Source organism: Aeromonas sp. Y293-4 (assembly GCF_027705905.1).
Classification (GTDB): Bacteria; Pseudomonadota; Gammaproteobacteria; order Enterobacterales; family Aeromonadaceae; genus Aeromonas; species Aeromonas veronii.
On the sequence record NZ_JAPDCI010000001.1, the window covers coordinates 141762 to 153972 of the forward strand.

Below are 12211 nucleotides of genomic sequence, written 5' to 3' on the forward strand. Positions count from 1 at the left end.
AACCGGGCAGGCAGAGGATAAAGATAAAAAATGGCCCCGCCTGCAACAGGCGGAGCCATTTTCGCTCATCTTGGCAGCTCAACCCTTACACATTGCGCGGGCGCAGGTGAGCGTGCCAGCGCGCTTCCCACTTCTTGAACAGCCAGACGATGACAAAGGTGAGCAGCATATAGAGCAGCCCTGCGGTCAAAAACGCCTCGAACGGACTGTAGTAGCGGGAGTTGATGATCCGCGCCGCGCCGGTCAGATCGACGATGGTGATGATGCCCGCCACCGCCGAGCCCTGCAGCATGAAGATCACCTCGTTGCTGTAAGCCGGCAGTGCCCGACGAAACGAGTTGGGCAAAATGATCCGGGTCAGGGTCTGCCAGCGGGTCATGCCAAAGGCGTTGGCAGCCTCAATCTGGCCGCGCGGCATATTGTGTACCGCCCCGCGCACGATCTCGGCGGTATAGGCGGCGGTATTGAGGGTGAAGGCCAGCAGCGCACAGAACCAGGCTTCGGAGAAGAGCGACCAGGCGGCACTGTTCTTCAGCCACTCCCACTGGGCGGCGCCGTAGTAGATGATAAAGAGCTGCACCAGCAGCGGGGTGCCGCGAAAGAAGTAGATATAGGCCCAGATTGGCCCCTTGATCAGCCAGTTGCGGCTATTGCGCAGGATGCCCATGGGCACAGCCAGCATCAACCCAAGGATCAGAGAGAGGGCCACCAGCCAGACGGTGGTATAGAGCCCCTCCCAGTAGGTGGGCCACTCTTTGAGAATGATTGAGAAATCCATGGCTTACCTCGTCTTGATGGCGTAATGACGCTCGGCCCACTTGAGCGCCGAGGTGGATACTGCGGTGAAGATCAGGAAGATCAGCGCCACCGCCATGTAGAAGGTGAAGGGTTGCTGGGTCGAGCCCGCCGCCAGCGAGGCTTTGCGCACCATGTCATCGAGGCCGATGATGGAGACCAGCGCGGTGGTTTTCAGCAGCACCAGCCAGTTGTTGCCAAACCCGGGCAGAGCGTGGCGCATCATCTGGGGGAAGAGGATCCGCACAAACACCTGGGTTGCCCGCATGCCAAAGGCCCGTGCAGCCTCCAGCTCGCCTTTGTCCACTGCCAGAATGGCGCCGCGAAAGGTCTCGGTCATGTAGGCGCCGAAGATAAAGCCTATGGTCGCGACACCGGCCACAAAGGGGCTGATGTCGATATAGTCCGGAAGCAGGGAGACCCACTCCTGATTGGGATTGCTCTCCAGTAACCAGCTGTTGTAAGTCTCGTTGACCCAGGTGCAGATGCCGTTAATCAGCACCTGGCCGCCAAAGAAGAGCAGCATCATCAGCACCAGATCGGGGATACCGCGAATAATGGTGGTGTAGCCGGTGGCGATGGCCCGGGCCCACTTGTAGGGAGAGAGTTTGGCCAGCGCCCCCAGCATCCCCAGCAGCAACGCCAGCAGCAGGGAGGCCAGCGCCACTTCCAGGGTGACCCAGGCGCCCTCCAGCAGCGAGGCTTCGTATCCTTTCAAATCAAACATATGCAGCTCCATCGCCACTGAATCTTCACGCACCTGCTAGCCAGAAGGCTCCATAGCAGTCCGAATGAAATATGTGCAGCTCCATTGCAATCAATGCGGGCCCGTAAACTCCCTCAGGGAGGTGACGGGCCCGATGACTACTGACGGGATCAACCTGTCGTTACTTGCCGTAGACGTCTTTGGACTTACTCGCCGTAAACGTCTCTTTGTTTTACTCTCCGTAAACGTCGAACTCGAAGTACTTGTCGTTGATTTCCTTGTACTTGCCGTTGGCACGCAGCGCCAGAATGGCGGCGTTGAATTTCTCTTTCAGATCCTTGTCAGCCTTGCGCACCGCAATACCGGCACCCTCACCAAACCACTTGGGATCGGTCAGTTTCGGGCCGACGAATTCGAAGGCATCACCCCCCTCTTTCTTCAACAGACCGTCGGTGATGGCGGCAGAGTCGGCCAGCACATAGTCCACACGACCGGATTTCAGATCGAGATAGGCTTCATCGGCGGTGCCGTAACGCTTGATGGTGGCATTGGGGAAGTTGTCGGTAATAAAGGTATCCATGGAGGTTGCACGCTGCACCGCGACGGACTTGCCTTCCATAAAGGCTTTGTCGAGCTGCACGTCAGTGCCCTTCTTGGCGGCGAAGCGGGCCGGAATGTGCTGGTACTTCTGGGTGAAGTCCACTTTCTTCTTGCGCTCTTCTGTGATGTCCATGGTGGCGATGATGGCGTCAAACTTGCGTGACAGCAGCGCCGGAATGATGCCGTCCCAGTCCTGCTTGACCAGGGTGCACTTCACTTTCATCTCTTCGCACAGGGCGTTGGCGATGTCGATATCAAAGCCTTTCACCTCGCCACTGGGCTCGGTCCAGGAGAAGGGGGGATAGGCACCCTCAACCCCGATCCGGACCTCTTTCCACTCCTTGGCCATCAGGCTACCGGACGCGAGGGCAGTAACTACGGCTGTCGCCAGCATCAGCTTGTTCATGTATCTCTCCTTGATAAAACAGTTGATTGGGTAACCAGGCATCCCACCATCAGTAGATGGAGGAGATGAATTGCTTGAACCGCTCGGATTTGGGATGGGCGAAAATCTCCTTGGGGTTGCCCTCCTCTTCCACCCGCCCCTGATGCAGAAACATCACCTTGTTAGATACATCCCGGGCAAACGACATCTCGTGGGTCACCACCAGCATGGTGCGCCCCTCTTCAGCCAGCTCGCGCATCAGGCCGAGCACCTCTCCCACCAGCTCGGGATCCAGCGCCGAGGTGGGTTCGTCAAATAGCATCACCTCGGGCTCTACCGCCAGCGCACGGGCAATGGCGGCCCGCTGCTGCTGACCACCGGAGAGGTGGCCGGGATAGTAGTCGCGCCGCTCCCAGAGTCCAACCCGGTTGAGCAGTTGCTCTGCCTTGGCCAGTGCTTCGGCGCGAGGTACCTTGAGCACCTGGATCGGCACTTCGATGATGTTCTGCATGATGGTCATGTGTGACCAGAGATTGAAACTTTGAAACACCATGGCCAGCCGGCTGCGGATCCGCTCAACCTGACGCATATCCTCGGGCAACCGCTCGCCGGCGCGGCTGGTTTTCATCCGGATCAACTCACCATGGAGCGAGACGGTGCCGGATGAGGGGGTTTCGAGCAGATTGATACAGCGAAGAAAGGTCGACTTCCCCGAGCCGGAGGAGCCGATAAGGGAGATCACATCCCCCTTGTGGGCGGTCATGTCGATGCCCTTGAGCACTTCGTGGGTGCCAAAATATTTGTGCAGATCACGTACTTCCAGTGCGGCAACGTCGCTCATCCATTACAACCTTGTCTGTCCCTAGACGCCGCAGGGGGCGTGACTCAACCACCGTCCATTTAACAAAAAGTTAACCGATGGCAACCTTCAGCGAAAATATCACCCGGATAGTGAAAAAACAATACAGAACGAGGGTCTTCAGGGGATCCGCTCTATTTTTATTCGCTCTTTGCGTATTTTTCAGCACTTTGTTTGCATAAACAGCCGTTTCAATGGCTATTCCGATACCGCCTTTTTATACCCCAATCATATCAGTGGCAAGAGAAAAGCGTGATGTGTGCCAAACCGGTACCAAAATGGCTTTATGCACACCCTTACCGAGCGAAATATCGGCTCCCCGATCGGATCAACTTGATTTCATTGGTGCACTCGGGCTCGCACAGAACCTTATCAAACAGAGAAGTTGTGGCAAAAAAGTAACAATCTGCCCCCAAAAGGGCTGTTTTCGGCCATGAAAGCGATAGATATGTGACACAGAGCCAATAAGTAATGATAAGGTGGTGTTTTTATCAGTTTTTGTGATCGAGGCCTCGATGTTGCTCAATGTGTTGCTGATCCTGTTGCCACTGGCAATCGGCTATCTGATTCCCCTCTCCTCTGCCCGGCTGATCAAGCTGGTCAACCAGAGTCTGGGCAAGATGGTCTACCTCATTCTGTTTCTAATGGGGCTCGGGCTTGCCTATGTGGAGAACCTGGGCAGCAATCTGGCGGTGATCTTCAAGGTCGCCGGGGTGATGCTGACCGCGATCACGATCTGCAACCTGCTGGCCCTCTGGTGGCTCGACAAGCGCACGCCGCCGACCCACGAGGCGAGCGATGCCAAGATGCCGGGCAAGTTGCACCTGTTGTGGGAATCCCTGCAGCTCTGCTTTGTGGTGCTCGGCGGTGTGCTGCTGGGTCTACTGCTGGATCTGCGCGCCCTGCCCATCGACAAGTGGAGCGAGTGGGCCCTGATGCTGCTGCTGTTTCTCATCGGGGTGCAGATGCGCAACTCCGGCATGCGGCTGCGTCAGATCCTGCTCAACCCCTGGGGGATGAAGATCGCCGCCACCGTCATCCTCAGCAGCTGGCTTGGCAGCCTGCTGGCGGCCCAGTTGCTGGGCATGCCCTTTACCCATGGTCTGGCGATGAGCTCGAGCTTCGGCTGGTATTCGCTCTCCGGCATTCTGGTGGCCGACAAACTGGGGCCGGTGCTCGGTTCTGCTGCCTTTATCAACGATCTTGGGCGCGAGCTTATCGCCATTCTGATCATCCCGGTCCTGATGCGTCGCCACCCCTCGGCGGCCATCGGTTACGGCGGCGCCACGGCGCTGGACTTCACCCTGCCGGTCATCCAGAAATCAGGGGGCATTCAGGTGGTGCCGGTGGCCATTGTCTCCGGCTTTATCCTGAGCCTGCTCGGCCCCATCCTGATCCTCGGGTTTCTGGCGATCTAAGCCTGATCTCCACATTGCAGATAAAAAAGCCCGACCTTGTTGTCGGGCTTTTGCTGTTTGGAGCAACCACGCACTCGCACTGACTACGATATTGCCCGCAGCCTTATTCGCGCCACTGGCCGCCACTCATCACTCGCTCGATAGCAAACGTCCGGTCGTGCACCAGCAGCAGATCCGCATCCTGCCCGACCCCGATACGCCCCTTGCTGCCGAGCCCCAGCGCCTGTGCCGGATTGCTCGTCACCGCGGCCAATGCCCTCTCCAGCGAGACACCGAGTTGGGTCGCGCGCACGCACTGCTGCCACAGGCTGGCAATCTGGCCGCAGCGCATCTCGATTAGCCGCCCTTCGCCATCAAAGCGCGGCAGGCTGGCGTTGGCATCCGAGCTGAAGGTGATGCGCTCGGCAGGCACATTGGCGGCCAGCAGCTCGACGAGTGCATCGGCAGCAAGCCGCTCGCCATCCTCCAGCAGATCGGGAAAGCTCGAGGTGGTGAGATCTACCCAACCTCCCGCCTTGCCCCACTCTATGGCCTCGGCAAAGAGCCAGGGGTTGCGGTTGCAGTGAGTGGGATAGAGCTGGCGCAGCGGAATGTCGGTCTTATCGCGCAGGGCCCGCAGGGGCGCCAATGCCCCCTTGCCATCCCCGACATGGAAGAAGCTGACCCCGCTCTTGCCCGCAAGCAGCCCGGCCACTCGCGCCTCGCTGGCAAGCCTGGCCAGCTCATCGTGGGTCGGCGCACTGGATCTGTGGTCGCTGATGGCCACCTCCCCCACCCCCAATACCTCGGGGATCAGGATGATGTCCGACTCCACCGTGCCGGTCAGGGTCTTGACCGGCAGATGGTAGGAGCCGGTATACATAAAGGCGCTCACCCCGGCGGCGCGAAACTCACGCACCTTGCCGAGCACCTGCGCGGGAGTGCGGGTCAGGCTGTCGGTGCCAAGCGCCGCCACCAGGGTAGTGACGCCGGCCTTGAGCGCCTCGCTCGCCGCCAGCTCAGGGGTGCGAAAGGCAAAGCCCCCCTCCCCGCCGCCGCCGGTGATATGGGCCAGCGGATCCACTAGCCCGGGTACCAGATAGCGGCCACGACCATCGACCCTGTGCAGCGGCCAGTTTGTGGGCACCGTCAACCCCTTGCCCATCCAGGCGATACGGCCATCAGCCACCAGCAGATCCTGCTGGCCAAGGTGGGTGGGGCTGAAGATCTCGGCTCCCTCGATCAGGGTCAACATGGCGATCCTCCTTGAACGATTGTCGCTTGTCCAATGAAAAGAGAGGGAGCAAGCTCCCTCCCCCCGTCAACCACCATATATATCGTACTTGAAGTACTTCTGGTTGATCTGCTGATAGGTGCCATTGGCACGCAGGGCCTTGATCGCCTCGTCCAGCTTGCCCTTGAGCTCCTTATCGCTCTTGCGCACGGCGATCCCCATGCCATCACCAAACCACTGGCGATCGGTCAGGGCAGGCCCCACATAGTCGAACTTGTCGCCCCCCTCTTTGCCAAGGAGCCCCTGCTCGATGGCAGAGGCATCGGCCAGCAGGGCCAGCACCCGACCCGCTTTCAGATCGAGATAGGCCTCATCGGCATTGCCGTAGCGGACGATGGTGACATTCGAGCCAAAATTGTCGGTCAGGTACTTGTCGTGGGTGGTGGCACGCTGCACCCCGATGCGCTTGCCCGCCATGCCTTCCGGGGTCAGCGTCAGCTCGGTTCCCTTGGCCGCCACAAAGCGATTGGGAATATGGGCATATTTCTCGGTGAAGTCGACCTTCTGGCGCCGCTCGTCGGTGATCGACATGGCGGCGATGATGGCATCGTATTTACGCGACAGCAGGGCCGGGATCATGCCGTCCCAATCCTGCGCCACCAGCTCGCACTTGACCGCCATCTGCTGACAAAGGGCGTTGGCGAGATCGATATCAAACCCCTTGATCTCGCCCGACGCATCGGTCCAGGAGAAGGGCGGGTAGGCCCCCTCCACCCCGAAGCGCACGGTTTTCCACTCCTTGGACATAGCGGGGTTGGCCAGCAGGCTGGCAACAAACAGGGCTGAGAGGGTCAGTCTGATCTTCATCATGAGTACTCCATTACATAAAAAGCGCACAGGCGCGGACAAGGCATCGCAGGCGAATGCATGCGATGACCAAAAGCGGCAAAATCTGGATGAGCGAGATCACGCCCGAGCGGGCGTCAGTGAACTGCTCCAGGGGTTCGATCTATTCGTCGAACCACTCGGAGAGATAGAAAGGCTTGAAGTAGAAGGCCAGAAAAAAGCCTCTGGCTTTGCGCATCATGGTGGTTTGTCGCGTCCTGTGACAAAGATGGCAATCACCTTAGCACGCCCGAATTTTGCCCGGCAAGAGGCAGCCGCAGGGCAGTAGCAAAATCCCGATCATGGTCAAGGCGGGCGGGATCCGTTAGGCTCGAAGCACCTTGCCATCCCATAACTGACACACAGCGACCGATGAATTTTCTGGCCCATCTCCATCTGGCTGCCCACATCCGAAGCTCCCTCACCGGCAATCTGCTCGGCGATTTCGTCAAAGGCACGCTGCCCACGGGGCTTGCCGCCCACTTCGATGAGGGGATCTGGCTACACCGCAAAATTGACGCTTTCACCGACAGCCACCCCGAGCACAAGGCGGCCGTCGCCTGTTTCGAGGCCCCCTGGCGCCGCTTTGGCGGCATAGTGGTGGATATGATCTACGACCACTGGCTGAGCCAGCACTGGAAGCTGTTCAGTACCGAGCCCCTGCCCCGCTTCCTGCAACGCAGTTATGAGCAGCTATTGGCGGATCACCCACGCCTGCCGGACGGACTGCCACTCCCCCTCAAACGGATGGCCGAGCAGAACTGGATCGCCTCCTACCGCCACAGGGAGGGGCTGGGGCAAGCGCTGAATGGCATCGGTCGCCGACTGCGCCGCCCGGTACAACTGGGAGAGGCGCTGTTGACCCTCGATGAGTCGCAGTGGCAAACATGCGAGGCGGGATTTCTGCGCTTCTATCCCGCGCTGATGGACTTTAGCCAGCAGCAACTGGCCCAATATCGGGCAGCCCAAGGGGCACAGTGATCCCTCTGGATAGAGCAGCTTCCCCATAAAAAACGCCCCTTGCGGGGCGTTTGTCATCAGTTGGCGTCGTCTTTCTTTTTGCGAATGCTTAAGCCCAGCTCCCGACCACGCAGTCGGGCGTAATAGATGGTGCCGACAAAAGCGAGAGTGGTGAAGACCAGCTCCACCACCGCCAGCCACCGCTCCCCCTCATCCGTGGTGATCAGGGTGAGGGCGTGCAGGAAATAGGGCATCAACACGAAGTTGCCCCAGGCGTGGGTGTAGGGGTTGCCCTGCACTATCCCCTTGAGAGGGAAGAGCAGCGGCACCGTCCAGATCACCGGCAGCAGCCAGGGGTTGAGGTCCGGATGGGGTGATAGCCACAGATGCCAGAGGATGACCCAACACAGCAGACCGAAGAAGCCGACCAGAGTCAGCCAACGTGCGAAGCGGGTGCTCACTTGAGGATCTCCAGCACCTGCTCCGGCGGGCGACCAATGCGGGCCTGACCATTCTTGATGACAATTGGGCGCTCGATCAGCTTGGGATGCTGGTGCATGGCGCGAATAAGGGCATCACCGCTGACATCGGACAATCCCAGCTCCTTGTAGAGCTCTTCCTTGGTGCGCATCAGCTGGCGGGGATCGCTAAAACCGAGCAGAGAGAGCAGGTTGCGGATCTCATCTTCACTCGGGGCCTGCTCCAGATAGAGCACCACATCAGGGGCGATCCCGTGCTGTTCCAGCAGAGCCAGGGTTTCGCGACTCTTGGAGCAGCGCGGATTGTGGTAGATTTGGGTCTCGCTCATGGTAACTCCCTGATTAATCGCAAGATGGGACTAGAAACGGCGCTATTGTAGGGGAAAGTGATGGTCAGAGTAAGCTGCAGTGGAAAGGAATTGAAACGTATTTGTTGGCTGATTGTGGCGGGCCTGCTGGGCGCCTGCACACCCGCCCCCGAATTTACCGATGCAACAGGGCAGTCGGTCAGCCTGCGCCACTTTGCCGGCAAGCCGCTGCTGGTCAACTACTTCGCCCCCTGGTGCGCTCCCTGCCTGCGGGAGATACCGCGCCTCAACGGGCTGGCAGCGGAGGGCCAGATCACAGTGGTGGCCATCAACTACGACCCGACCACGCCAGCAGAGCTGGACAAGCTGGCCGCGCAGTACCACATCAAGGTACCCCTCCTTATTACCAATGAAGATGCCAGGCTCCCCTTCCCTCGCCCAAGCGGCCTGCCCACCAGCTATCTGCTCGATAGCGAGGGCAAGCTCAAGCAGACGCTGGTCGGCGAGCTCGACCAGCAGCAGATCGAGATGCTCAAGGCGACCGCCAGCAGCATGAGTCAGTAGCCCATCGCTGCTATCACCGTCCCCCACATCAACGCCACCGCCATAAACAACAAGGGCGCACCGTGGTGCGCCCTTGTTTGATAGGCCAATGCCAGGTTTCGTTAGCCCTTGAGGCTGTCGAGATCCTTCTTGGCCCGCTCCAGCTCGGTGATGCGCGCCTCCAGACGAGCCAAGGTCATCCGGTCGCTGGTGGTACCGCGCGCCACGATCAGCTCGTCGATGGCCGCCTGATAATCCCCGCGCAGCGCGAGCATCTCGGCCCGCGCCATATGCAGCTCGGTCATTCTGCCCGCCTTGCGATAGGCATCGGCCAGCAGGTTCCAGGCCAGATTGTTCTCCTCATGGGCACGGGCATAGGGGTCGAGGATGGCGATGGACTTCTTGTAGTTGCCGCTCTCGAGGTAGGCGTTGCCGAGATTGACCACCACCACTTCGTTATCCGGCATCCGGCTGCGGAACTTCTCGAGGCGCGCGATGGCCTGGGCACTGCGCCCCTTGGCCAGATCGATGTCGGTCTGGGCATCGACGATAAAGAGATCTTCCGGATGACGGGCCGCCAGCTCCTGCATCAGGGTATCAGCCTCGTCGGTGCGCTTGAGCTGGATCAGCGCCAGCGCCTTGCCATAGATGGCGGCATCCTTGAGCGGATAATCCCCCTTCTGGATCCGGCTATCGAAGTAGCTCAGCAGCCCCTGCGGGGTATCGGTACCAAAACGCACCTGAATCCGCACCTTGGCCAGCCAGAAGTCGAGACTGGGCGGCAAGTCGCGGCGACCATAGCTGCCCGCCCGAGCGCGGGCCTCGCTGATCCGGGTCTCCGGCAGCGGGTGAGTGAGCAGCATTTCTGGCGGCTTGCTGGCGTAACGGTACTCGGCAGCCAGTTTCTGGAAGAAGTTGGCCATCCCCATGGGGTCGAAACCGGCATCATTGAGCGTTTTCATGCCGATGCGATCCGCTTCATATTCGTTGTCGCGGGTGTAGTTGATGGCAGACTGCATGGAGAGGCCCAGCGTAGTCTGCAGCGCGGCGATACCGGCAGTCGGGTTGATCACCGCCAGCGCGATGGAGCCCACCAGACCGGCCAGGGTCACCGCCGAACTGCTCGCCTGCGCCTCCATATAACGGGCGATATGGCGCTGGGTCACGTGGGTGATTTCGTGGGCCAGTACCGAGGCCAGCTCACTCTCGCTGTCGGCGTAGAGGAAGAGGCCAGTGTGCACCTTGACCCGCCCGCCGAGGAAGGCGGCCGCGTTGATGCTGGGATCATTGATGAGGAAGAAGGTAAACGGGAAACGCACCCCATCGGCGTTGGTCAGCAGTCGCTGACCCAGATCGTCAATGTACTGGCTCAGCACCGGATCATCGATGATCGGCAGACCCGCACGGGCAAAGCGCATAAAAGCGTTGCCGTAACGCACTTCCTGCTCGATGGGCAGGGCAGCAACCCCGGCCGTGCCGATGTCGGGAAGCTGATTGTTGGCCTCGGCATGAAACGTGGCGCCCATCAGGGAAGCCAGCAGGGGAAGCGATGCCATCAGGGGGGAAAAACGTGCCACGTTATCTCTATCTCCATCAGAAAGGGCCTCGGCAGAATACCCTTGCCCATCAAGGGCTACAAGCGTTGTTTCATGCTCTTATCACGGCCATAATAGCGGCCACCTGCCTGATGGAGACCCCATGGAAATTCTCGACCTGACCCCCTGGCGTTGCCCCGAGCCGCTGATCCGGCTCAAGCTCTGGTTAAGGGGGGCCAAAAGCGGTCAAACCGTCACCATCCGGCTAGCCGATGCGGGCTCCCGGCAGGATATTCCGGCCTATCTGCACCGTCAGGGCCACCATGTCGAGATGCAGCAACAACCGGACAATACCCTCTCTTTGCAGTTGGTTGTCGGGGCGAAACAGCCATCTTGAGCCCCAGTGATGTAAGGATGCAGTCATGTTAGAAGTATTGAAGCGCTGGTATCAGACCCGTTTTTCCGACCCCGATGCCGTTACCCTTTTCCTGTTGCTGGTGTTCTGCTTCACCATCATCTGGCTGTTTGGCGATCTGCTGGCCCCCCTGCTGGTGGCGCTGGTAATGGCCTATCTGCTGGAGTGGCCGGTCGCCCGGCTGCAAAAAGCGGGGCTGTCGCGCACCCTGGCCACCAGCGTCATTCTGATCCTCTTTATTGCGGTAGCAGTCGCCTCCTTGCTGGGTCTTATCCCGACGCTGGTCAGTCAGGGGATCAATCTGGCCAAAGAGGCGCCGGCCATGCTGACCCACGCTCAGGATTATGTGCGCACCCTGCCTGACAAATACCCCGAGCTCATCGACGTCAGTCTGGTGGAGACCGTCATCGACAATATTCGCCAGCGCATCCTCAGTGGCGGCGAGCATCTGGTAAGCGCCTCCCTCAGTTCGCTGGTCAACGTGGTCGCCATCATGATCTACCTCATTCTGGTACCGCTGATGGTCTTCTTTATGCTCAAAGACAAGCGGGTACTGATGGGCAGCCTGCGCCGCTTCCTGCCGCGCAACCGCACCCTGGTCAACCGGGTGTGGGTGGAGATGAACAACCAGATCATCAACTACATCCGCGGCAAGGTGATCGAGATCCTGATCGTCGGCATCGCCACCTATGTCCCCTTCGCCCTGATGGGACTGCGCTACTCGGTGCTGCTGGCGGTAGCGGTCGGCTTTTCGGTGCTGATCCCCTATATCGGCGCCGCCGTGGTGACCGTGCCGGTGGCCATGGTGGCATTATTCCAATGGGGGCTCACCCCGGAGTTTGCCTGGCTGATGGTGGCCTATCTGGTCATTCAGGCCCTCGATGGCAACCTGCTGGTGCCGGTGCTTTTCTCGGAAGCGGTCAACCTCCATCCGGTGGCCATCATCATCGCCGTGCTGGTCTTCGGCGGCTTGTGGGGATTCTGGGGAGTCTTCTTCGCCATTCCCCTCGCCACCCTGGTCAAGGCGGTGATCAATGCCTGGCCAAAACGCGAAGAGATGCCCAGTGCCGCAAAATAACCTGCTTCCCCTGCAATCGTGACAACGGAGTG

At 59.7% G+C, this 12211-nt stretch carries 15 protein-coding genes; 6 read left to right on the forward strand and 9 right to left on the reverse strand.

What is annotated here, in order from left to right:
* Positions 1-85: 85 nt before the first annotated feature.
* The 4 genes from OKC31_RS00580 to OKC31_RS00595 all read right to left on the reverse strand — a co-directional run bounded on the left by OKC31_RS00580 (position 86) and on the right by OKC31_RS00595 (position 3327).
* A complete protein-coding gene (locus OKC31_RS00580; protein WP_005337302.1) occupies positions 86-778 on the reverse strand; it encodes an ABC transporter permease in 693 nt (230 codons plus the stop codon).
* Positions 779-781: 3 nt separating this feature from the next.
* On the reverse strand, positions 782-1522 hold the full coding sequence (locus OKC31_RS00585) for an ABC transporter permease (protein WP_005352911.1): 741 nt from the start codon (positions 1520-1522) through the stop codon (positions 782-784).
* A gap of 211 nt (positions 1523-1733) precedes the next feature.
* On the reverse strand, positions 1734-2507 hold the full coding sequence (locus OKC31_RS00590; RefSeq protein WP_005337307.1) for an ABC transporter substrate-binding protein: 774 nt from the start codon (positions 2505-2507) through the stop codon (positions 1734-1736).
* A 49-nt stretch (positions 2508-2556) separates the two neighbouring features.
* Positions 2557-3327: an ABC transporter ATP-binding protein gene (locus OKC31_RS00595; protein WP_005337310.1), complete on the reverse strand. Its 771-nt coding sequence runs from the start codon at positions 3325-3327 to the stop codon at positions 2557-2559.
* A gap of 533 nt (positions 3328-3860) precedes the next feature.
* Between OKC31_RS00595 and OKC31_RS00600 the strand changes: the two genes are divergently transcribed.
* Complete coding sequence (locus OKC31_RS00600) at positions 3861-4763, forward strand: lysine exporter LysO family protein (protein ID WP_224969847.1); 903 nt, start codon at positions 3861-3863, stop codon at positions 4761-4763.
* Between the two features lie 103 nt (positions 4764-4866).
* Here the strand turns inward: OKC31_RS00600 and iadA are convergent, their stop codons facing one another.
* The gene (gene iadA, locus OKC31_RS00605; RefSeq protein ID WP_270655949.1) at positions 4867-5997 is read right to left on the reverse strand and encodes a beta-aspartyl-peptidase; all 1131 of its coding nucleotides are present in this window, start codon (positions 5995-5997) and stop codon (positions 4867-4869) included.
* A 66-nt stretch (positions 5998-6063) separates the two neighbouring features.
* Positions 6064-6843 (reverse strand): ABC transporter substrate-binding protein, encoded by a 780-nt coding sequence (locus OKC31_RS00610; protein ID WP_224970185.1) that lies wholly within the window; start codon positions 6841-6843, stop codon positions 6064-6066.
* Between the two features lies 1 nt (position 6844).
* On the opposite strand from OKC31_RS00610, the gene OKC31_RS00615 reads away from it, so the two are divergent.
* Complete coding sequence (locus OKC31_RS00615) at positions 6845-7150, forward strand: hypothetical protein (RefSeq protein ID WP_270655950.1); 306 nt, start codon at positions 6845-6847, stop codon at positions 7148-7150.
* An 83-nt stretch (positions 7151-7233) separates the two neighbouring features.
* A complete protein-coding gene (locus OKC31_RS00620) occupies positions 7234-7842 on the forward strand; it encodes an acyl carrier protein phosphodiesterase (protein WP_224969844.1) in 609 nt (202 codons plus the stop codon).
* Positions 7843-7898: 56 nt separating this feature from the next.
* On the opposite strand, the gene OKC31_RS00625 is transcribed toward OKC31_RS00620, so the two are convergent.
* Positions 7899-8282 (reverse strand): DUF2069 domain-containing protein, encoded by a 384-nt coding sequence (locus tag OKC31_RS00625; protein ID WP_224969843.1) that lies wholly within the window; start codon positions 8280-8282, stop codon positions 7899-7901.
* The gene (gene arsC / locus OKC31_RS00630; RefSeq protein WP_224969842.1) at positions 8279-8629 is read right to left on the reverse strand and encodes an arsenate reductase (glutaredoxin); all 351 of its coding nucleotides are present in this window, start codon (positions 8627-8629) and stop codon (positions 8279-8281) included. The genes OKC31_RS00625 and arsC overlap by 4 nt, the downstream gene beginning before the upstream one ends.
* 60 nt (positions 8630-8689) lie before the next feature.
* Between arsC and OKC31_RS00635 the strand changes: the two genes are divergently transcribed.
* The gene (locus tag OKC31_RS00635) at positions 8690-9172 is read left to right on the forward strand and encodes a TlpA family protein disulfide reductase (protein WP_270655953.1); all 483 of its coding nucleotides are present in this window, start codon (positions 8690-8692) and stop codon (positions 9170-9172) included.
* A gap of 101 nt (positions 9173-9273) precedes the next feature.
* On the opposite strand, the gene OKC31_RS00640 is transcribed toward OKC31_RS00635, so the two are convergent.
* Positions 9274-10728: a beta-barrel assembly-enhancing protease gene (locus OKC31_RS00640; RefSeq protein WP_429213545.1), complete on the reverse strand. Its 1455-nt coding sequence runs from the start codon at positions 10726-10728 to the stop codon at positions 9274-9276.
* Positions 10729-10849: 121 nt separating this feature from the next.
* On the opposite strand from OKC31_RS00640, the gene OKC31_RS00645 reads away from it, so the two are divergent.
* Together OKC31_RS00645 and OKC31_RS00650 are read left to right on the forward strand one after the other, a co-directional pair.
* A complete protein-coding gene (locus OKC31_RS00645) occupies positions 10850-11083 on the forward strand; it encodes a sulfurtransferase TusA family protein (protein ID WP_005361432.1) in 234 nt (77 codons plus the stop codon).
* Between the two features lie 25 nt (positions 11084-11108).
* The gene (locus OKC31_RS00650; RefSeq protein WP_005352935.1) at positions 11109-12179 is read left to right on the forward strand and encodes an AI-2E family transporter; all 1071 of its coding nucleotides are present in this window, start codon (positions 11109-11111) and stop codon (positions 12177-12179) included.
* Positions 12180-12211 lie beyond the last annotated feature (32 nt).